Source organism: Candidatus Polarisedimenticolaceae bacterium (assembly GCA_036376135.1).
In the GTDB taxonomy this organism is placed as follows: domain Bacteria; phylum Acidobacteriota; class Polarisedimenticolia; order Polarisedimenticolales; family DASRJG01; genus DASVAW01.
Genome location: DASVAW010000092.1, coordinates 1 through 20,870 on the forward strand (window position 1 = coordinate 1; position 20,870 = coordinate 20,870).

Annotated in this window: 20 protein-coding genes and 1 tRNA gene; 7 read left to right on the forward strand and 14 right to left on the reverse strand. The window is 71.7% G+C overall.

Going from position 1 to position 20,870, the window contains the following annotated elements:
- The first annotated feature begins 54 nt into the window (after positions 1-54).
- Positions 55-141: transfer RNA gene (locus VF139_08645), tRNA-Leu, on the forward strand.
- A gap of 5 nt (positions 142-146) precedes the next feature.
- Here VF139_08645 and VF139_08650 read toward each other — a convergent pair.
- Together VF139_08650 and VF139_08655 are read right to left on the reverse strand one after the other, a co-directional pair.
- Positions 147-1,955: a DUF2723 domain-containing protein gene (locus VF139_08650; protein HEX6851467.1), complete on the reverse strand. Its 1,809-nt coding sequence runs from the start codon at positions 1,953-1,955 to the stop codon at positions 147-149.
- 5 nt (positions 1,956-1,960) lie between these two features.
- On the reverse strand, positions 1,961-3,139 hold the full coding sequence (locus tag VF139_08655; protein ID HEX6851468.1) for a pyridoxal phosphate-dependent aminotransferase: 1,179 nt from the start codon (positions 3,137-3,139) through the stop codon (positions 1,961-1,963).
- A gap of 102 nt (positions 3,140-3,241) precedes the next feature.
- Here VF139_08655 and VF139_08660 point away from each other — a divergent pair, with 102 nt between their 5' ends.
- Positions 3,242-5,047: a M2 family metallopeptidase gene (locus tag VF139_08660; GenBank protein ID HEX6851469.1), complete on the forward strand. Its 1,806-nt coding sequence runs from the start codon at positions 3,242-3,244 to the stop codon at positions 5,045-5,047.
- Positions 5,048-5,053: 6 nt separating this feature from the next.
- Here the strand turns inward: VF139_08660 and VF139_08665 are convergent, their stop codons facing one another.
- The 3 genes from VF139_08665 to VF139_08675 all read right to left on the reverse strand — a co-directional run bounded on the left by VF139_08665 (position 5,054) and on the right by VF139_08675 (position 7,165).
- A complete protein-coding gene (locus VF139_08665) occupies positions 5,054-5,599 on the reverse strand; it encodes a class I SAM-dependent methyltransferase (protein ID HEX6851470.1) in 546 nt (181 codons plus the stop codon).
- A gap of 104 nt (positions 5,600-5,703) precedes the next feature.
- Entirely contained in the window at positions 5,704-6,111 is a 408-nt protein-coding gene (locus VF139_08670) for a polymer-forming cytoskeletal protein (protein ID HEX6851471.1), read from the reverse strand.
- Between the two features lie 31 nt (positions 6,112-6,142).
- Positions 6,143-7,165, reverse strand: a complete 1,023-nt coding sequence (locus VF139_08675) for a HEAT repeat domain-containing protein (GenBank protein HEX6851472.1) — start codon at positions 7,163-7,165, stop codon at positions 6,143-6,145.
- 113 nt (positions 7,166-7,278) lie between these two features.
- Between VF139_08675 and VF139_08680 the strand changes: the two genes are divergently transcribed.
- Both VF139_08680 and VF139_08685 read left to right on the forward strand, forming a co-directional pair.
- Complete coding sequence (locus VF139_08680) at positions 7,279-8,727, forward strand: GWxTD domain-containing protein (protein HEX6851473.1); 1,449 nt, start codon at positions 7,279-7,281, stop codon at positions 8,725-8,727.
- Complete coding sequence (locus tag VF139_08685; GenBank protein ID HEX6851474.1) at positions 8,724-10,088, forward strand: hypothetical protein; 1,365 nt, start codon at positions 8,724-8,726, stop codon at positions 10,086-10,088. The genes VF139_08680 and VF139_08685 overlap by 4 nt, the downstream gene beginning before the upstream one ends.
- Positions 10,089-10,098: 10 nt before the next feature.
- Here VF139_08685 and VF139_08690 read toward each other — a convergent pair whose 3' ends face one another.
- The 5 genes from VF139_08690 to VF139_08710 form a co-directional block, all read right to left on the reverse strand.
- Entirely contained in the window at positions 10,099-11,361 is a 1,263-nt protein-coding gene (locus VF139_08690) for a DUF4340 domain-containing protein (GenBank protein ID HEX6851475.1), read from the reverse strand.
- 2 nt (positions 11,362-11,363) lie between these two features.
- Positions 11,364-12,752, reverse strand: a complete 1,389-nt coding sequence (locus VF139_08695; protein ID HEX6851476.1) for a GldG family protein — start codon at positions 12,750-12,752, stop codon at positions 11,364-11,366.
- A 2-nt stretch (positions 12,753-12,754) separates the two neighbouring features.
- Positions 12,755-13,519 (reverse strand): ABC transporter permease, encoded by a 765-nt coding sequence (locus tag VF139_08700; GenBank protein HEX6851477.1) that lies wholly within the window; start codon positions 13,517-13,519, stop codon positions 12,755-12,757.
- On the reverse strand, positions 13,516-14,451 hold the full coding sequence (locus tag VF139_08705) for an ATP-binding cassette domain-containing protein (GenBank protein ID HEX6851478.1): 936 nt from the start codon (positions 14,449-14,451) through the stop codon (positions 13,516-13,518). The genes VF139_08700 and VF139_08705 overlap by 4 nt, the downstream gene beginning before the upstream one ends.
- A gap of 66 nt (positions 14,452-14,517) precedes the next feature.
- Positions 14,518-14,856 carry a DciA family protein gene (locus VF139_08710; protein HEX6851479.1) on the reverse strand — a complete coding sequence of 113 codons (339 nt, stop codon included), beginning with the start codon at positions 14,854-14,856 and terminating at the stop codon, positions 14,518-14,520.
- 322 nt (positions 14,857-15,178) lie between these two features.
- Between VF139_08710 and VF139_08715 the strand changes: the two genes are divergently transcribed.
- Entirely contained in the window at positions 15,179-15,403 is a 225-nt protein-coding gene (locus VF139_08715) for a hypothetical protein (protein HEX6851480.1), read from the forward strand.
- Here VF139_08715 and ruvX read toward each other — a convergent pair.
- From ruvX to VF139_08730, 3 genes are all read right to left on the reverse strand, one after another.
- Positions 15,382-15,819: a Holliday junction resolvase RuvX gene (gene ruvX, locus VF139_08720; protein ID HEX6851481.1), complete on the reverse strand. Its 438-nt coding sequence runs from the start codon at positions 15,817-15,819 to the stop codon at positions 15,382-15,384. The two genes, VF139_08715 and ruvX, sit on opposite strands and share 22 nt — an antisense overlap.
- A complete protein-coding gene (locus VF139_08725; protein ID HEX6851482.1) occupies positions 15,816-16,475 on the reverse strand; it encodes a hypothetical protein in 660 nt (219 codons plus the stop codon). Before VF139_08725 ends, ruvX begins: the two co-directional genes overlap by 4 nt.
- Positions 16,476-16,634: 159 nt before the next feature.
- Positions 16,635-16,820, reverse strand: a complete 186-nt coding sequence (locus tag VF139_08730; protein ID HEX6851483.1) for a hypothetical protein — start codon at positions 16,818-16,820, stop codon at positions 16,635-16,637.
- Positions 16,821-16,855: 35 nt separating this feature from the next.
- Between VF139_08730 and VF139_08735 the strand changes: the two genes are divergently transcribed.
- On the forward strand, positions 16,856-17,464 hold the full coding sequence (locus VF139_08735; protein ID HEX6851484.1) for a Maf family protein: 609 nt from the start codon (positions 16,856-16,858) through the stop codon (positions 17,462-17,464).
- Between the two features lie 23 nt (positions 17,465-17,487).
- The gene (gene gcvP / locus VF139_08740) at positions 17,488-20,349 is read left to right on the forward strand and encodes an aminomethyl-transferring glycine dehydrogenase (protein ID HEX6851485.1); all 2,862 of its coding nucleotides are present in this window, start codon (positions 17,488-17,490) and stop codon (positions 20,347-20,349) included.
- On the opposite strand, the gene VF139_08745 is transcribed toward gcvP, so the two are convergent.
- Positions 20,289-20,861, reverse strand: coding sequence for an ester cyclase (locus VF139_08745; GenBank protein ID HEX6851486.1), 573 nt, complete (start codon positions 20,859-20,861; stop codon positions 20,289-20,291). The genes gcvP and VF139_08745 overlap by 61 nt on opposite strands.
- Positions 20,862-20,870 lie beyond the last annotated feature (9 nt).

Sequence of the window (20,870 nt, forward strand, 5' to 3'; positions counted from 1 at the left end):
CGCGCTCTCCTTGACACTTTCGAAACGCGGTTGCTAGTGTAGCGCCGCCTCTTGGCCGAAGTGGCGGAATTGGTAGACGCGCAAGATTCAGGATCTTGTGGGCGCAAGCCTGTCCGGGTTCGAGTCCCGGCTTCGGCACCAGACGATCATCGCCGCTCGAGCTTGCCCGCCTCGCGCCGCGCGGCCAGCGCACCCGCGTAATCGCCCAACATCTCCCTCGCCTGCGCCAGGTTCGCCCAGGCACGCCACGAGGACGGCTTGACCGTCGCCGCGGCCTCGAACTCGCGCTCGGCCAGCACGAGGTCCCCCGCCGTCGCGGCGAGCGTCCCGGCCAGGTTCCGAACCGCTTCGCTGTCGGGAGCGATCCGCACGGCCTCCTCGAGGCAGCGACGCCCCGTCTGCGCGTCCCCCGAGGACCAGGCGCGCCAGGCCCTGCCGAGCGGGTACCACGCCGCCGCCGTCCTCCCCCAGAAGTCGCCCCGACGCGTCGCCTGTTCGAGAACCGATGCGCCGCGGTAGGCGTCCCACAACGCACCGTCGTCGAAGGGAGCGTCGCCCGTCCGGGCGAGGCGCAGGAACAACCCCCAGGGCCGCGCCTCCCAGGGTTCGGGGAGCGGGAACTCGGGCGGATTGGTGATCACGATCGCGCGCGGCCGGGGCCGCGCGAGCTCGTCGCGGAGGAACGCCGGAAGATCCGGGATCCGCCGCCCGAGGTGGCCGTCCGCATCCACGAGCGTCACGTCGGGACGTTCGCCGCCGAGGTGCTGCAGGTACCACGGGAGGAACCCGTCGTCCCCCTCGAAGACGAGGATGCCGCCGGGGGGGACCGTCGCGAGGATGTCGCGACCGTAGTCGCGCGCCGCGGTGAAGGTGCGACGGTCGAGCGCTCCGAGGTTGGCGACGAAGGGGACGCCCGCCACCAGGAGCGCCGCGGCGAAGCCCGCACGGCGGTCGCGACGATCGACGGCGGCGACGGCGATTCCGGCGGAAACCGCGAGCCCGACGGAGGCGGGAAGCAGGTAGGCGTCCACGTCCTCCACCGCGTAGCGCGCGGCGAACGTGGCCGCCGCCGCGAAGAGGAGCAGCGCCGCTCCCACCAGCCGCCGCGGGTGCGATCCGAACGCGACGCCGGCCGTCGCGGCGAGCGCCACGCCCCCCGCCCCGTCGCTCCACGCCCACGACGCGATCCGCGCCCACGCCGCCGGCCGGAGCAACCCCGCCGCGCCGAGGTCGTTCCCGCGGTACTGGATCGCAGCGGCGTGGGCGAAAAGCGCGCCGAGGGTCTTCGGCTCACCCCAGTTGGCGAGCGGCTCGAGGCGCGATCGCAACAGCAGCGACAGGTAGAACGCGGCGGGAAGGGCCAGCGCGAGGGTCGCCGCGAGTGCGACCGCGCGGGCGCCGAGCGTCCTGCGAGCCGGCCAGCCCAGGACGACCGCCGCGGGGACGGCCAGGACGATCGTCGGATGGTGCGAGAGCCCCAGGCCGAGCGCCCCTCCCGCCGCGAACACCGCCCACGCGCGTTCGGTCGCGGTCGGGGCCGTCCCCAGGCGCCACGCCGCGCCGAGGAACCCGAGGAGAAGGAGGACGTGCAGGGCGTAGACCTCCGCCGTCGTCGCCGCTCCCCAGAACGTCGCCCCGAACGCGAGCGCCGCCGCGCCGCCGAGCGCCGCCGCGGGGGACCCGGTCGCCCGCCGCAACCCCGCGGCGAGCACGCTCACGGCGAGCGCGGCGCAGCAGGCCGACAGGATCGCCACGCGGAACGCCGGCTCGCCGATCGGGGCGGCGAGCGCGCCGCGCGCGAGCATCGTCCACAAGGGGTATCCCGGCGGGTGCGCGACCCCCAGGCACGACGCCGCGACGACGAGCTCCCCGGCGTCGCCGAAGGGGAGCGTCCGGCAGGCGGTCGCCGCGTAGATCGCGAACGCCCCGACCCCCGCGAGCGCCTCGAGCCGCACGCCCCTCAGGCGTACGCCTCCGCGATGCGGCGCAACCCTTCGGACAGGCGCTCCCGCGAGCACGCGAAGCTCAGGCGCACGTGCTCCCGCGAGAGGAAGGCCTCGCCCTGCACGACCGCGACCTTCGCGCGACCGAGCAGGTCGAGCGCCACGTCCTCGGGGGTCTTCAGGGTTTTTCCTCCCACGGTGCGGCCGAACAGCCCGGACACGTTGGGGTAGGCGTAGAACGCCCCGTCGGGCACGGCGCAGCTCACCCCGGGGATCGCGCGCAGCCCCTCGACGGCGATCGAGCGGCGCGCCTCGAACTCCTCGCGCATCGTCGCGACGTCGGCGGAGCACGACGCGAGCGCCGCGACGGCGGCCTCCTGGGCCATCGACGCGGGATGGCTCGTGCTGTGGCTCTGGATCTTCGAGATCTCGGCGGCGACCTCGCGGGGCGCGGCGGCGTAACCCACGCGCCACCCCGTCATCGCGAACGCCTTGCTCATGCCGTTGACGACCACGGTGCGCGCGCGCATCCCGTCGAGAGAGGCGATGCTCACGAACGCCCTCCCGTCGTACAGCAGCTTCTCGTAGATCTCATCGGCGACGACCACGAGTCCGCGCTCGGCCGCGACCCGCGCGATCGCGATCATCTCCGAGCGCTTCGGGCACGCCCCGGTCGGGTTCGACGGGTAGTTGAGGAGCAGCCCCTTGGTGCGCGGGGTCAACGCGCGCTGAAGGTCGTCGGCGCGCAGGTGGAACCCGTCGGACTCGCGGCACTCCACGAAGACGGGCTCCGCGCCCGCGAGGCGGATCTGCTCCGGGTGCGTCGGCCAGCAGGGCGTCGGCACGAGGACTTCGTCGCCGGGGCCGAACAGCGCCATCGAGGCGCAGAACAGGCTCGCCTTCGCCCCCGGGGAGACGACGATCTCGTCCGGGGCGTATTCGAGTCCGTTGTCGGCCAGGAGCTTGGCCGCGATCGCCCGCCGCAGCTCGATCGTTCCCTCGTTGGCCGTGTAGCGCGTGCGGTCCGCGTCGATCGCGCGCTTGCCCGCCTCCTTCGCGGGTCCCGGCGTGGGGAAGTCGGGTTCCCCCACGCTGAAGTCGACGACGTCCTCGCCGCGCGCGCGCAGCTCCCTCGCGAGACCGGCGACGCGGAACGTCGGAGAGGCCTGGACCTTGCGGGTACGTTCGGCGAACACGCTTCCCTCCGCGAGACGGGGCCGGCGGGCCCACCCTACCTCAGCCCCGCGAGTCCCGGCAATCGGTACAATCCCCCGCTCGATCCACCCGGAGGAGGCCCCATGTCCCTGCGCCGATCCACCCTCGCCTTCGTCCTCGTCCTCGGCGGATGCGCCGCCCCGAAGCCGGCCGCGCCGGATCCGAAACCCGAGGCGGAGGCCTTCCTCGACCTCTACACATCGCTTTACGCCGGCGCCTACGCGGTCGCGTCGGAGGCGCAGTGGAAGGCGGTCACCGACGTGACCCCCGAGCACGACGGCGCACGCGTCGCGGCGGGGAAGGCGCTCGCCGCGATCCAGGGCGACCGGGCGGCGATCGAGCGCGCGCGGGCGCTGCTCGAATCGCGCGACGCGCTCGAGCCGCTGCAGGCGCGCCAGCTCGACCGCCTCCTGCTCAACGCCGCCGAATCCCCCGGAACCGTGCCCGAGATCGTGGCGCGACGCGTCGAGGCGGAGGGACGGCAGGCCTCCGCGCTCGACGGGTTCCAGTTCTGCCTCGAGCGGCGCGACGGACGCTGCGTGAAGCCCCTCTCCGCCAACGACATCGACGACATCCTGGATCGCTCGCGAAAGCTCCCCGAGCGCCTTTCGGCGTGGAACGCGAGCAAGGAAACCGGTCCGGCCCTCAAGCCCGGTCTCGTCGAGCTGCAGAAGCTCCGCAACGAGGTCGCCCGCGCGATGGGATACCCGTCGTACTTCGACCTCCAGGTCGCCGATTACGGGATGACCGCCGACGAGATGACGACGATGCTCCAGGGGTTCGTCAACGACGTCCGCCCCCTGTACGGTCAACTCCACTGCTACGCGAAACACGAGCTCGCGGCACGCTACGGGCAACCCGTGCCGAGGAGGATCCCCGCGCACTGGATCAACAACCGCTGGGCGCAGAACTGGGACGGGATCGTCGAGGGAGTCGATCTCAACCCGAAGTTCGAGGGGAAAAGCGCCGAGTGGATCGTGAAGCAGGCGGAGCGCTTCTACGTATCCATGGGTTTCCCCGAGCTCCCCGCGAGCTTCTGGGAGAAGTCCGACCTCTACCCGGTGCCGAGGGACTCCCCACGCAGGAAGAACACCCATGCCTCCGCATGGCACCTCGATCTCGACGCCGACGTCCGCTCGCTGATGTCGGTCCAGCCCAACACGCGCTGGTTCTCGACGGCGCACCACGAGCTCGGCCACGTCTACTACTACATGAGCTACTCGCGTCCCGAGGTCCCGAAGCTCCTTCGGGGCGGCGCCAACCGGGGCTTCCACGAAGGCATCGGCGAGCTCATCTCGATCGCGGCGCTCCAGGTTCCCTACCTGCGCGAGGCGGGGATCCTCGGACCCGAGGAGTCGATCGACCAGGCGCGCTGGCTTCTCGACGAGGCGCTGTCGCAGACGATCCCGTTCCTCCCGTGGGCGGCGGGCACGATGTCGTCGTGGGAACGGGACCTCTACAAGGGCGAGCTCCCGCCCGACCAATGGAACTCCCGCTGGTGGGAGTACGTGGCGAAGTACCAGGGGGTCGAGCCGCCGTCGTCGCGCAGCGAGCAGTTCTGCGACGCCGCGACCAAGACGCACGTCAACGACGACCCCGCGCAGTACTACGACTACGCCGTGGCGACGGTCCTCAAGTACCAGCTCCACGACCACATCGCGAAGCAGATCCTCAAGGTCGACCCGCACCAGGCGAACTACTTCGGACGGAAGGACGTCGGCGATTTCCTGCGCTCGATCCTCGAGAAGGGTCAGACCGAGGACTGGCGGAAGCTCCTCAAGGAGGCGACGGGCGAAGACCTGTCGACGCGGGCCCTGCTCGAGTACTTCGCGCCGCTGAAGGAGTTCCTCGACGAGGCGAACGCAGGGCGGGACTGCTCGATGGAATGAGGGCGCTCAGCCGACGCCGGGCTTGAGGACCACGATCTCGCGCATCTGGTTCCGCTGGAGGTGGATCCCCTGCACGCTCATCCCGAGCAGCGCGCGCTCGATCTCCCGGTTCGGGTGGGTGTAGCGGCGGCGGGGCGGGGCACCGGGCGTCGCCTCCCGCACGATGAGGTCGTCGGCGAGCATCCGGTAGCGCGGCGGGATCTCGAGCTCCTCGGGCGGCTTCTGGTAGGAGAGCAGGAACAGGTGGCCGCCGTCGCGCGTGACCCTCTGGATCTCCTGACCGACCTCCGCGAGCCGGTCGGGGGGGACGAAGTCGAGCGCCTCCCAGGCGAGCACGAGGTGGAACCGGCCCGACGGATGGTGCTCCATCGCGAATCGGGCCGGCTCCTCATACGGTTCCCCGGGGCGGCGCGGGGGCTTGGGGTCCGGGGGTTCGAACGACTCGACGAACAACCTCGCGCCGCGCCCGGCGAAGTAGGTCGCGCTTTCCCCGAACAGCGGGCCGAGGTCGAGGATCTCGGGCTTGGGCTCCTTGAACACACGGGCGAGCAAGCGCGCAAGGCTCGCGCAGGGCTGCCCGGCGGGCGCCGCCGGGGGCGAGGCCTTCCCGCCCGAACCGCGCTCGGGCGCTCGCGTGCCGAATGCCACCCGAACGCCTAGACGGTCGGCTTGCCGATGCCGCCGCCGACCGGCTCGGGCTTCGACGCCGGCATGGCGGGCGCGGGCGAGGGCCGTGCGCCGCTCTTGCCGTCCATGTCGATCGAGCCCTTGAACCGGGCGCCGTCGGCCAGCACGACGCGGGGAGCGAGGATGTCGCCGCGCATCGAGCCGGTCGCCGCCACCTCGACCTTGTCGTCGGCCTGGACGTTGCCGACGATCTCGCCGATCACGAGCACCGTCTTGGCCTGAACCTCCGCCTGGATCCGGCCGTTGGCGCCGATCGTGAGGTTGTGGTCCTTGAGGACGATTTTCCCGTCGACCTTCCCCTCGATGGTGAGGTCCTCGTTGCCGATGACCTCGCCCTTGATCGTGATCGACTGACCGATGTTGACGATCTTCTCCATCGCGTTCCTCCGCCGCGGCCTCGCCTTGGTTTCAGCGGGCCTTGATCTTTTCGATCGACTTGAAGGCCTCGGACCGGACCAGACCCTTCTTGTCGGAGAGCGCCGTCTCCAGGCGCGGAAGGTCGGAGTCGTCCCCGACCTCGCCGAGCGCCATCGCCGCCTCGGCGCGAACGTCCTCGGGCTGCCCCTTGAAGAGCAGGTCCCGGATCCGGTCGAGCGAGGAGCGGTCCCCGCCCCGCGCGAGATTCCACGCGAGGTCGACCGCGACCATCGGATGGTCCTCGACCCCGAGCCGGCGCCGCATCGCCTCGAGCGCCTGCGCGTCCTTGACGTCGATCTTCGACAGGCCGTGCGCGCTGAGGCTGCGCACCTTGTAGTACGGATCGTCCAGCGCCCGGACGAGCGCGGGCATCGTCGTGCGGTCGCCGATGTCGCCGAGCGCGCGGGCCGCGTTCGAGCGGACGAGATCGGATTCCGCCTGGAGGAGCGCCTCGAGCTTCGGGATCGCTTCCTGATGGCGGCGATCCCGGATGACGACGACGACGTGTTGCCGGACGAGCTCGTTCTCGTCGCCCAGCGCGATCGACATCAGCGTGTCGAGGGCTTCCGGCCCGGGGACGTTTCCGAGCGCTCGCGCCGCCGCGATGCGCACGATCCCCTCCGAATCCTCGAGGAGCCTCGCGAGGACCGGGACCGATGCCGGGTCCTTCAGCATGCCCAGCGATTGGGCGGTGGCGATGCGCACGGTCGAGACCGGATCGGCGGCCAACGCGCCGACCGCTTCGGTCGCCTTCTTGTCGCCGATCTGCCCGAGCGACAGCAGGGCCTGCACGCGAACCGCCTCCACCGGGTCGTCGAGTACGGCGATCAACGAGTCGACCGCCGCCACCGCGCGCGCCTCTCCGAGGCGCAGCGCCGCGTCGGCGCGGATCGTCGGATCGTCGTCCGCGAGCTCCTTGTACGAGACTTTGGGACGTCCCGAGCAGCCAACCGACAGCAAGATCGCGGCCAAGGTCAACGCGGCGCCCGCGACGCCGACGCGCGAATGGGGCATGAACGACCTCTTCCGTGGCGACCGGCGCCGCGGAACCCCCTCCGGCTCCAAGGCGCTGGCGCGAACGCCGGATTATACTCCACGGCCGTCCCGCACCCTCCGAACGGAGACGCATGCGCCGGGTCCTGCTCATCGCCGGAATCGTCGGGATCCTCGCCTTTCCGGCCTTCGCCGACGGCGACGACTCCGTGGTCGACCTCAAGGAATGGGCGCGCGGACCGGTGCGCTACCTCATCACCAGGGAGGAGGAACGCGCCTTCAAGAAGCTCGATTCGGACGACGCGCGGGCCTCGTTCGTGGAGCGATTCTGGAGCCGGCGGGACCCCACCCCCGACACGTGGTTCAACGAGTACCGCCAGATGTTCTGGCAGCGGGTGACCGAGGCGAACGAGAAGTTCCTGGACAGTGCCGGTCCCGGATGGAAGACCGACCGGGGAAAGATTTACATCCTCTACGGTCCCCCGGAGCGCACCCAGGAGGACACGAACGCCAACGTCCAGGGCATCGAGCCGACCGCCACCCGGGGGCTGCTCCGGTGGATCTACGAGTCGCGCCCCGGCGGACGAAACGACCTCCCGAACATCGTCGTCGTGCCGTTCGTGAAGACCACGACCGGAGAGTTCAAGCTCTCGGCGGATCCCCGGCTCGCCAGCATCTTCTTCGACCCGCAACTGCTCGCCGACCGGACCTCGCCCAACTCCTGGGACCGTTACCGAGCCGAGAACGCCGGCACGGGAACCCGGCTCGACGTCCTGCTCGACCTCGGCAAGATGCAGGAGGTGCCTCCCCAGGAGCAGGTCCTCCTCGAGCGCGTCGAGACCCGCGAGACCTACGCCCAGCGGCCGCTCGCCGTGCGCCTCGACCGATATCAGCCCGAAGGAACCCCCGGGACGCTCGTGGTCGTGACCCTCGACCTCCCGCCCAGCGACGACGCGCCCGCGCTCGTCGTGCGCTTCACCGCGCGTGACGCCCCGCGGCCGCCGAAGATCCTCGCCGAGGGGGCGTTCCGCATCGAGCGCGGGCCTGAGGGTCGCGTCGCCCAGGGGCGGGTCCCGCTCGAGCCCGGAACGTGGGACGTCCTCGCCCTCGCCGTCGACCCTCGCGAGTCGGCGAACCGCATCTGGAGAGGCTCCATCGCGGTCGCGGCGCCCTCGACGGCCCTGCGCCTGAGTGATCCGGTCCTCGCGTGGCGGGTGGAGCCGCTCGAGTACCGGGGCCTGACCGGCTACGACGCGCCGTACACCTTCGGCGGATTCCGCATCGTGCCGCGCCTGTCCCCCGCCCTCGCGCGCGGCGAGCCGATCCAGGTGTTCCTCGAAGCCTACGGAGGACGCGCCCCTTACGAGGGGACCTTCGCCGTCGAGGGGCGGGAAGACGACGGCCGCTTCACCGCGCTGGGCTCGCCCCAGTCGTTCCGGCAGCCGTCGGGGTCCTTCGCGTGGTCCCTCCCGACGGGACCCCACTGGCCGCTCGGCGAGTACCGCGTTCGGATCGAGGTCGTCGACGCCGATGGAACCCTCGTGCCGGCCGTGGTGCCGTTCCGAATCGAAGCGCGCGAGTGACGCGGACGCCGATCGCGGCGGCGCTCCTCGCGATCGCCGCCGCCGCAGCAGCCGCCGAGCCCGCGCCCCCCTCGTCGTCGGGCGGGCTCGCCTGGTTCGTCTCCGACGACCTCGATCTCGTCGGAACGATGCGTGCGGACGTCCCCTTCGAACCGCTGGGGGGCTTCGAGCCGTTCGTGTCCCTGCAAGCGGTCACCGCGATCGAGAAGTCGGTCGAGACCTTCACCTTCGACGTCCGGGACCTCCCCTACGCCCTGCGCGCGGGAGCACGGCGCGGCGCGTGGACCCTGTTCGCGGGCGTTCGCGGCGTCGAAGGGGTGGACGCGGACGACACGCGCCGGATCACCCTCGTCGGGGCCGCGTGGGAAGCCCCGGGTCGCACCTGGCGGCAGGGGCGCGGATTCCTCGAGGCGCGCGCCGGTCTCGCCGCCGTCGTCGATTCGCGAGGGATCGCGGCGGACGCCGACGTCTCGCTCGAAGCCCGCGCGGGAATCCGCTCCGGCCGACTCGTCTGGGCGCTCGATCTGCGCGTGGACACCCTCCTCGACGGCACCCACGCGCAGACGGACCTCGAGGGCGGACCGCGGCTGGTGTTCCCGTCGGGAGACGCGAGGACGTTCTCGCTTTTCGTGCACGGACTTCGCTCCCGTCATCCGCTCGGCCTGCGCGCGAGCGGCGTGCTCTTCGGGTTCGAAGCCGCGGAGGCCCCGATCCCGGGGGACGCCCCGCGCCCCTCCCCCCCCGACCTCCGGGGCACGATCGCCGCGGGGATCGGGGACGACGCGCACCGCAGCGGGCGCCTCCGGCTGGCCGTGCTCTCCCCCCCCTGGGTCGAACGCTGGCGGGCGATCCTCGACGTCGACGCCAACGTGCTCACCGCGGCCGACACCGGCGAGTTGTACTACCTCTACGACCTCGGCGTGGAGCGTGCCGCCGGACGCTGGGCCGCCGGCGCCTACTTCCATCACCGATCGAACCACGTGCTCGCCGAGGAGAACCCCGTCGGAGTCACCAGCCACAACGTCGCGGAGATCGGCCTCGAGACCTCGGGGTGGACCGGCCCCGCGCGCGCCCGCACCTTCGACACCCGCGTTCGCCTCGGCGCGTTGATCGACTCGTCGTTCGGGGATTCGCGGGGGTGGAACGTCCGTGCCGGCGCGCGCGTCGCGGGGCCCGCGTGGGGCGGCGCGGTCCCCTGGTTTTCCTTCGATCTCGAGGAAGGGGACGCGAGCGCCCGGCGCGCCGCCGCCGGGCTCGGTCTCGCGGGCGGGTTCGAGATCCGGGCCGACTTCGTTCGCGAGGAGCAGTTCTTCGGGAGCGACGATTCGGCCTTCACGCTCGGCGTCGCGGCGTACTTCTAGCGCGGACCGTTCACGGTCGGTAGGCGGGCCGATCCCCGTCGAGCCGGAACACGACGCCGGGGAGGGAGGCGACCCGGGCGGTGCCCCGCCCGAAGTACTCGATCCGCTCGCGCCTCCCGTCTTCGACCTCGACCTCGAGCACCGCGAGCGGCGCTCCGGCCGGGGTCTCCTCGACCCAACCGCGCACCGGCTGGTCCAGGGCCGCCGCGAGGAACTCCGTGATCGAGGCCCCGCGCAGCAGCTCGCCCGAGGGGCTCTTCCACGTCGTCTCCCCCTCGCGCGCGGCGACGAGCTCCCCTTCGGGAGCCCTCCAGGTGAGCTTCGCGACCGTGTAGCGGTTGACCTTGGTCAGCCTCGTCTCGCGCAGCTGCTCGAAGGTGGTCGGGACGCGGTCGAACTTCGACTCCGCGAAACGCATCGCGACGGCGCGATCGTCGCGGGTCGCCCACGCCGTCCCGTCGGGTCCCGCGGGGCCGAGGACGATGCGGCGCACGACGTTTCCCGCGCTCAGCCGGAGATCGATCGCGTCCCGCCCCGAAAGCCCGAGCTTCGGATCCGCCGCATCGGCGGCGTCGTCGATCGGAGCGGACTCGGAGGCCGCCAGGATCTCCAGGATCCGCTCCACCGCCGCATCGGAGGCGGGGAACTCCCGGGGGGACGAGATCCACCATCCGCCGTCCCGCCGCACGAGTCGGAGCTCCGCTCCGTCCCGCAGGACGGTGATCGCGCCGACCTGGCTCCGGGGCAGGCCGAGCAGCCTCCGGTCCCGAAGATCGGCGGTCGTCAGCTGCGCGAGCGCCTGCGCATCCGGAAGCCGGATGAGCAGCACGCCGGGGCGTCCTCCCACGCGCGCGAACAGACCCGTCCCCGTCGGGTCGACGTCGCCGAGCGCGATCTCGGGGAAGTCGCCCCCTTCGAAGCGCAACACGTTCCGGGCGGGCTTCAGCCCGAACTGGTCGAGGTTCGCCTCGTCGGGGATCGATCGGATCACCGTCGCCCGTCGCAGCGCGCCGAACGCCGCGTCGATCCCCTCCGCCGACGCGGGATCCGGGCGCGGCTGCGTGATCCGCCAGCCGGTCTCCCCGCGTTCGAAACGCGTCACGGCGCCGCCTTCCTCGAGGGTGAAGGCGGTCACGCGACGGTCGTCGAAGGCGACGAGCTGGCTGTCGAGCCGAAGCTCGCGGATCTCCCCCTTCTCGCGGCGCCCGAGCCACAGCATCAGCGCCACCACGCCGACGAGGGCCAGTGCCGCGAGGAGGAGCCGTCGCGCCAACGTCAGCGCCCCCGGCGACCGAGGAAGACGATGAAGCCGAGGAGGAGCACGCCGGCGGCCGGTCCGAGGAACGCCGCCCACATCCCCGGCACCTGCCCGCGCGTGATCGCGAAGACCTGGCCCTCGAGGGGCTGCCGGCGGATGCTGATGAGGCCCTCCGCCTGCGCGAGCCAGCCGACCATGTTGAGGAAGAGGTTCCGGTTCGCCTGCTCCGCGAGGTACGCGTTCGAGGCGAACTGCGCGTCGCCCACCGCGACGACGCGGATCTCGCGGTCGACGCCTCCCGTCCCGGTCAGCCGTTTCCAGGAGGCGGCGGCGAAGTCGAACGGTCCCTGCTCCCGCCGGCCGTCGGGGGTCAGGGCCACGGCCTGCTGGGTCGAGGAGACGATCGCGTCGTGGAAGACCAACGGGTCGCCCGGCTCGAAGTGGACGACCGCCGCGACCGTGGGAAACGCGCTCGGGAGGTTCCCCTGGAAGCCGCGCACGATCGGATGCCGCGAATACCCCGTGGCCCGCACGAACTCCGGGTTCCCCTGGATCTGCGCGCCTCCGAGCTCGAGGACGCGGTCGGCCGTCACGCGAAGGCCGTAGCGGCCGATCGACTCGTTGAGACCGTGGTCCTCGCCGGGCTCCACCATGCACAGCAGCCGGCCCCCCCGCTCGAGCCAGGCGTCGAGGACCGCCCGGTCGGCGGCGGGGATCGGGAGGTTGGGCCCCGCGACGACGAGCACCGTCACGGTGTCCGGGATCCCCTCGGACAGCCGGAGCGCGCGGACGTCGTAGTACTCCTGCCGGAGCGCCTCGACCGCCCTGGCGAAGCCCAGGTCCCCGCTCGACTCCGGATCGAGCTCCCCGTAGCCGCGCAGGATCCCGACGAGGCGAGGCCGGTCCGAGCCGACCTCGAGCAGGGCGTTGGTGACCTCGGCCTCGCCGTTCCCGCGGAACACGAGACGCCGATCGCCGCGCACCGCGACCGACAGCCCCGCGCGCGTCGCCCCCGCCTGGTCGTGCTTCACGCCGAGCTCGCGCACCTTCCCCGGCTGTGCGACGGGGTCGATGAACTCGAACTTCACGCGCGTCGAGCGCTGCCGGTACAGCTCGAGCAGGTCGCGGTACGCCTCGTAGGCCGGGTGGCTGTCGGGGTAGAGCGCGTAGACGGTGACGGTCTCGCCCAGGCCGTCGAGCGCCGACACCGTCATCGGGCTGAGCACGTTCGTTCCCTGGGAGCTGAGGTCCCACCGCACGCCCAGGCGGAACGAGACGAGGATCGCCACGACGACGACGCCGACGACGAGCGCCGCGTAGGCGAGGCTGCCGGCGCCGCGTTTCGCCGCGCGCGCGTGGTCCACCCCGTCGCGGGCGGTGAGCTCGTCGCGGTTGCGGACCCCCACCGTCACCTCCAGCGGGTCGAGTCGAGCACGCGCCCGCTCAGGAACAGGAACACGAAGATGAACGCGATCCACAGGAAGACGAAGTGGGAGTCGATCGCGCCCCGGCCGGCGACGCGCAGCCCCTTGGTCGCCGCGAAGGCCCCGACGACGAGGTCGACCGGCGGCCCGGCGAGGTTCGAGACGCGCTCGAGCAGGTACATCGGGACCACGATCGCGTAGGTCAGGACCAGCGCCACGAACTGGCTCTCGGTGAGCGCCGATGCGAACAGCCCGATCGCCAGGAGCAGGCAGCCGTGGAGGAACAGCCCGAGGTAGGTCGCCGCGAGGGCTCCCCACTCCGGGTCGGCCTGGAAGCTCAGCCACGCGAACATGGGGAGGGTCGCGAGGAGGATGAGCACGTAGATGCCGACCGTGCCGAGGAACTTGCCGAGCACGATCTGGGCGCTGGTCAGGGGCGAGGTGAACAACAGCTCTGCCGTCCCCTGCTTTCGCTCCTCGCTCAGCAGTCGCATCGACAGACCCGGGAGCGACAGCATCATCGCGAGGTGCGAGGCCGTCGCGAACCCGAGCTTGCCGCCCACGAGGTTGGTGCGGATCGTCGAGCCCATCTCGTCGAGGAGCATCGCCGGCGTCGCCATGTAGCGGCGGATCGCGATGTAGAACACGACGCCGACGATGAGCAGGAACATCGCCATGAACGCGTACGCGATCGGCGACACGAAGTACGCCTGGATCTCGCGACGGGTGATCGCCCAGATCGATCTCACGCGGCCGGCTCCTTTTCCTCGGTCACGAGCTTGAGGAAGATCTCCTCGAGGCTCGCCGTCATCCTCGCGAGCTCGACCACCCCCGCCCCCGCGGAGGCCGCCGCCGCGGCGAGCGCCTCGCGGGCGTCGTCCCCCGATTCGACGCGCGCGAGGAAGGTCCGGTCCGCCTCCCGCGTGACCTCCGCGACCCCGGCCGCCCCGCGCAGCCGCCCCTCGAGACCTTCGACCTCGCGCGCGGTGCGCAGGCGCACGGTCTGGAAACGGCCGAGGCCCGCCGTGAGGTTCTCGATCGTGTCCTCCGCGGCGACCTGCCCGGCGTTGATGATCACCACGCGCGAGCAGGTCATCGTGACCTCGGGGAGGATGTGCGTGGACAGGACGACGGTCTGCTCGCCGCCGAGCCCCTTGATCACCTCGCGGATCTCGATGATCTGGCGAGGGTCGAGCCCGACGGTGGGTTCGTCGAGGATCAGGACGGGAGGCTCGTGCAGGATCGCCTGCGCAAGACCGACGCGCTGGCGGTAACCCTTGGATAGGTTTCCGATCACCCGCTTGTGGACTTCCTTGAGACCGCACAGGCCGATCGCCCGGTCGACCAGCGGCCCGCGGCGCGCGCGCGGCACGCGTTTGATCTCGGCGACGAAGCCGAGGTAGTCGCGCACGAGCATCTCGCGGTAGACCGGGGGGGCCTCGCACAGATAACCGATGCGCGCCTTGGCCTCGAGGGGCTTCTCGACCACGTCGTATCCGGCGATCTCGGCCGTTCCCGACGACGGAGGGATGAACCCCGTGATCATCCGCATGGTGGTGGTCTTGCCGGCGCCGTTGGGGCCGAGGAACCCCAGGATCTCGCCCCGCTTCACCTCGAACGAGACGCGCCAGACCGCCACACGGCTTCCGTACACCTTGGTCAGCTTGTCGACGCGGATCATCGTCGCGTGGGTTCTCCGGAGTTTCGCCGAGGCGGCCGTGAAGGATACGGCGACCCCGAGCGAGCGTCAACGCGAAGGGGGGTCCGGATCGTCGAGCGGGGCCTCTTCGCGCCGCTCCCCCGCGAGCAGCCGCAGACGCTTCACGCCGAGGCCGGGCGCTTCGCGCGACATCCGGAAGGCGAGCTTGGGCGCGAGCGCGCGGGCCGTGGGAAGCCAGCGCGGATCCTCCACGCGCAGCTCGAGGACGCCGCGACGGATCCCCTCGGGAACGAGCCGACGGGCGACGGCCTCCCCCGCCACGCGCCGCCAGGCGCGCGCGAGCTCGAGCTCCCGGGCGAGCCGCTCGGGCAGGCCGATGGCCGACGCGCCCACCTCGCCGAGCCGGACGAACTCGCCGCGCCGCATGGGTGCAGGATAGCGGGGAAAGGAAGGGGCCGGGTCGGAGACCGGGCCGGCGCCGACGCGCGAAGGGGGGCGTCCATCACGCGGGAGGGGTCGCCCGGCACCGTCTCCGACCCGGCCGGGAGCCCCGGACCATCCGGCGCTCCTCACCCGGGGTCGCGCCCGGGCCTCGGGGGGTGCCCGGAGGAACAGCAAGCGTCGCGCCACGGGGGGCGGCTCGCGGCGGCGCCGCGCGAGGGGTGCGGCGGAGCCGAGACGGTAATCGCGGTGACGGGGGCGTGGGCTAGAATCCACCGCGTCCGATCGTTCGGACGGGAGAGACGACGTGGAGCACTGCAAGTTCCGCACGAGCCACGGCGGTGCCGCCTTCTGCCAGGACCCGGCCTACCTCGAGGGGTTCTGCCGGTTCCACTTCCAGGCCTTCCGCAAGGGGGAGATCAACGAGCTCGGAGTGATCAACGAGCGTCTCTCGGATCAGATCCGGCGGCGCGAGATCAACTTCCACGGGATCCGACTCACCGAGGAGACCTACGTCGAGGACGATCGCTGAGCCTCGAGGTACCCCTGCAGGATGAGCGACGCGGCCATCGCGTCGACGACCTGCCGGCGCCGTTCCCGCCGCACCCCCCCCGCGATCAACGTCCGCTGCGCTTCGACGGTCGTCAGGCGCTCGTCCCACAACACGACCGGGACCCCGAGCCGCGTCCGCAGGCGCTGCGCGAACTCCTCGGCGAGCTGCGCCCGCTCTCCGACGTCGCCCGACAACGTGCGCGGCCAGCCGACCACGACCTCGACGACCTCGTGCTCCCGCACGATCGCCGCGACGGCCTCGACGTCGCGACGCCAGCTGCGTCGCTCGATCAGTCCGTGCGGCGACGCGAGCACCCCGGTCGGATCCGAGAGGGCGAGACCGATGCGCCGGTCCCCAAGGTCGAGCGCCAGACGGCGGCCCGCCGGAACCGTCAATGCGTGCCGGCTTCCTTGGGAAGGGCGTGCTGCGCCCTGCGGGCGTCCACCCACGCGAGCATCTCGGGGTTCTCCGGATATCGCGCGATCAGGTGGTGCAGATAGAGCTGCGCGTCGTTCACCTTGCGCGCGGGGTCGAGGAAGACCCGGACCTCGCCCGCGTAACGCCCCTGGTTTCCGGTGTACAGCACGGGCGCCGCCCCGTCCTTCTTGAAGGCCGTGTCGTAGATGCCGCCGTACGCCCCGAAAACGAAGTCGATCCCCGGGATCTCCCGCGACAGGCGCGCCGCGTCGTCGCGGTTGAGCGCCGCGAGAAGCACGACCACGTCGACCTTCGGACGGAGCTCGGGAAGGACCGCCTTGAGCATCTCCCCCGGCGGGGCCAACGCGAGGTTCGAACCGGCGGGGCCCGCCTTCTGCCAGACCGGGCTGAACCGGGTGACGCCGACGATGCCGACGCGCAGGGGCTTCCCCTTCGCATCGGCGACCTCGACGACCTCGTACGGCGGGAACACCCGCTCGGTCGTCCCCTGCTTCACGATGTTCGCGGAGATGAAGCGGAGCCCGCTTCCGTCGACGTTCTTCCTGAACTCCTCGTAGCCGAGCGGGAGATCCCGCTCGGACACGTTCACGACGCGGTACCCGAGCTTCTCCATTCCGTCGAGGAGGACCCGCGTGCGGCGCAGCCCCTGCTCGGAGGGATTGTCCGAGAAGCCCCCCGAGTCGAGAGGGACGATCGGGGCGTTCGGGTAGTTCTTCTTGAACTGTTCGAAAAGCCACGCCCTCCGGGCGAGGCCCCCTGCGGGGTTCAGCTTTCACCCGCAGGGGTCGAGGAAGCCGACCACGTCGCCGGTCGTGAAGAACGCGAGCGCCGGCGAGGCGCCAGGGGCGAGGAGTGCGCCGGGCGGCGGTTGGAGCGAGAGGGACTCCGCGGGTGCGTTCTGCGCGAGCGTCGCGGCGCACACGAGGGCGGCCGCGAGGGCCAGGATCGTTCGACGCATGGTCGGCAGTATACGGTCGGCTACACTCCCCGGCCATGCGCGCGACGTACGTGCTCGCCTCCGCCTCGCCCCGCCGCGTCGCGCTGCTGCGCGCGCTCGGCCTCGACCCGGAGGTCGTGCCGTCGGGCGTGGACGAAACCCTCCTTCCCGGGGAAGGGCCCGCGGCCCACGTCGGCCGCCTGGCGGCGGCGAAGGGGCGCGCGATCGCCTCGCGGGTCCGGGGTCGGATCCCCCCCGCGATCGTCGTATCCGCCGACACGGCGGTGGTCCTGGAGGGGCGGATCCTCGGCAAGCCCGCGGACGACGCGCAGGCGCTCGAGATGCTCCGCGCGCTGTCGGGGCGCGTGCACGAGGTCCTGACGGCCCTGCGCGTCGAGCGGACCGACGACGGGCGCTCGGCGCTGCGCGTGGCGGTCTCGCGCGTGCGCTTCCGCGCCGTCCCCGAGTCCCTCCTCCGCTGGTACGTGTCGACCGGGGAGCCGCGCGACAAGGCGGGAGCCTACGGACTGCAGGGGTTCGGCGTGTTGCTCACCGACGGGATCGAGGGATCCTGGTCCAACGTGGTCGGCCTTCCGCTGGAGGCGCTCCCCGAGCTCCTCGCGGAGATCGGCGTCGACCTGTTTGCTACCATCCCCGTCCCTTGAGTCCCCTCGAAAGGACGCACCCCATGTCCGAAAACGCGTTCGCGCACCCCGATCGGTTCGTCAGCCGGCACCTCGGCCCGCGCGAGGGCGACGTCACCTCGATGCTCCGGGAGATCGGAGCGTCCTCCGTCGAGGATCTGGTCGGACGCACGGTTCCCGCCTCGATCCGCCTCGGCCGGGCCCTCGACCTTCCGCCGGCGCGCTCGGAGCGCGAGGCGATGGACGACCTCGCGGAGCTGGCGTCGCGCAACGACGTCTTCCGCTCGTACATCGGCCTCGGGTACCACGGCACGGTCACGCCGCCGGTGATCCGTCGCAACGTCCTCGAGAACCCCGGCTGGTACACGCAGTACACCCCGTACCAGGCGGAGATCTCGCAGGGACGCCTCGAGGCGATGCTGAACTTCCAGACGCTCGTCCTCGACCTCACCGGGCTCGCCGTCGCCAACGCGTCGATGCTCGACGAGGGGACCGCGGCCGCCGAGGCGATGACGCTCTGCCACCGCGTCCTCGACAAGCAGGCCGACGGGAGGGTCTTCTTCGTCGCCGACTCCTGCCACCCGCAGACGATCGAAGTGGTGCGCGAGCGCGCGGTCCCCCTCGCGATCGACGTCGTCGTCGGGGACCCCGCGGCGTGGGATTTCTCGAGGCCGACCTTCGCGGTCCTCGTCCCCTACCCGACGACCGACGGCGCGATCGTCGACTGGGAGCCGTTCGCCTCGAGCGCGCACGCCGCGGGAGCCATGGTCGTCGTCGTCGCCGACCTGCTCGCCCTCACCGTCCTCCGGGAGCCGGCCGCGTTCGGCGCCGACGTCTGCTGCGGAAGCGCGCAGCGCTTCGGCGTGCCGATGGGGTTCGGCGGCCCGCACGCGGCCTTCCTCGCCGCGAAGGACGCGTTCAAGCGCCAGATGCCCGGCCGCATCGTCGGCGTGTCCAAGGACTCGTCCGGCCGGCCGGCCTACCGCCTCGCCCTGCAGACCCGCGAGCAGCACATCCGTCGCGACAAGGCGACGAGCAACATCTGCACGGCGCAGGTCCTCCTCGCGGTGATGGCCTCGATGTACGCCGTGTGGCACGGCCCGGAGGGGCTGCGCGCCATCGCGCAGAACGTGCACGGCGCCGCTTCGGCCCTGGCGGCCGCCCTCGAGAAGCTCGGCCACCGGATCCGGCACCGCGCCTTCTTCGACACGCTGCGCGTCGCTCCGCAGGGGCGGACGCAGATCCAGATCCTCAAGGCCGCGGCGGCGAAGCGGATCAACCTCCGCGCCTACGACGACGGCGACCTCGGGATCGCCCTCGACGAGACGGTCGGGGCCTCCGACCTCGCGGACCTGGTCGAGATCTTCGGCGGCCGGGACGCCGGCATCGCCCCCGCCCGCGCCGAGATCGCCGACGCCTTCCGCCGAAGGTCCGGCTACCTCGAGCACCCCGTCTTCCACCGCCATCGCTCCGAGACGGAGATGCTGCGCTACCTCAAGCGCCTCGAGAACCGCGATCTGTCCCTGACCGCGTCGATGATCCCCCTCGGCTCGTGCACGATGAAGCTCAACGCCGCCGCCGAGATGTTCCCGATCTCCTATCCGGGGTTCGCGCAGCTCCACCCGTTCGCGCCGAAGGACCAGACCGAAGGGTACCGCGAGCTCTTTCGACGCCTCGAGGGGCAGCTCGCGGAGATCACCGGGTTCCACGCGGTGTCGCTCCAGCCCAACGCCGGCGCGCAGGGGGAATACGCGGGGCTGCTCGTGATCCGCGCCTATCACCACGCGCGCGGGGAGCGCGACCGCGACGTCTGCCTGATCCCCGTCTCCGCCCACGGGACGAACCCCGCGAGCGCGGCGATGGCCGGATTCCGGGTGGTCGCCGTGGCGTGCGACGCGCAGGGGAACGTCGACGTGGCCGACCTGAAGGCCAAGCTCGCCCAGCACGGGGCGAGGATCGCGGCGCTGATGGTCACCTACCCCTCGACGCACGGCGTCTTCGAGGAGTCGATCCGCGAGATCTGTTCGGCGGTACACGGCGCGGGCGGCCAGGTCTACCTCGACGGCGCGAACCTCAACGCCCTCGTCGGACTCGCGCGCCCGGCCGACTTCGGCGCCGATGTGTGCCACATCAACCTGCACAAGACCTTCTGCATCCCGCACGGGGGCGGCGGACCCGGCATGGGCCCGATCTGCGTGGCGGAGCACCTCGCGCCGTTCCTGCCGGGTCACCCGCTCGCGACGACGGGGGGTGCGACGGCGATCGGTCCGGTCTCGGCGGCGCCGTGGGGGAGCGCGTCGATCCTCCCGATCAGCTACGCCTACATCGCGATGATGGGCGCCGAGGGGCTGCGCAAGGCGAGCGAGATCGCGATCCTCAACGCCAACTACGTCGCCAAGCGGCTCGCGGGACACTACGGGACGCTCTACGCGGGACGCGAGGGGTTCGTCGCCCACGAGTGCATCCTGGATCTGCGTCCGCTCAAGGCCACGGCCGGGATCGAGCCCGACGACGTGGCCAAACGCCTGATGGACTACGGCTTCCACGCCCCGACGATGTCGTGGCCGGTCGCCGGCACCCTCATGGTGGAACCGACGGAGAGCGAGTCAAAGGAAGAGCTCGACCGGTTCGTCGAGGCGATGATCGCGATTCGCGAGGAGATCCGGGAGATCGAGGAGGGTCGTGCCGACCGCGCGGTCAACCTGCTCAAGATGGCGCCGCACACCGCCGAGGTCGCCACGGCGGACGCCTGGGACCGGCCGTATTCCCGTGCCCGGGCCGCCTTCCCGGTGGCGACGGTGCGCCAGCACAAGTTCTGGCCCGCCGTCGGCCGCGTGGACAACAGCTACGGCGACCGGAACCTGGTCTGCGCGTGCCCGCCCGTCGAGGCGTTCGCGGAGGTCTGAACCGGCGCGTCGAGGAGCTTGGGCGCCGCACCGATCTGGACGAGCGTCGCGACGCGGTCGACGTACCGCCAGTGCTCGGCGATCTTCCCCGCACGGAAGGTGAACAGCTCGACCGCGCTCGCCCGGACCGGGCGCTTGGTCGCGGGCAGCCCCATCCATGCGCCCACGTGCGTGCCGACCTCGGTGATGCGCACGACGACGGTGTCGCCCGAGACCTTGACGTCGTCCACGGTCGCCTTCACGTCGAACGACGCGCGCTCCCCTTCGATCGAGCGCTTGAAGGCCGCCCGGTCCCGGCGCTGGCCGTTGGCGAGCACCTCGTCGGAGAACAGCGCGTCGACGGTGAGCATCCGGCCGTCGTTTCTCACCTCGGCGACGTAGCGCCGGACCGCCTGTTCCATCGCCGCCGTCTCGGCCCGCCCCCGGCCGGCGCCGGCGCCCTCGTCTCCGGCGAAGGGGGCCGCGAGCACGAGGAGCGTCCCTGCGAATGCGGACAACGTTGCGGAACGCATGGGCACCTC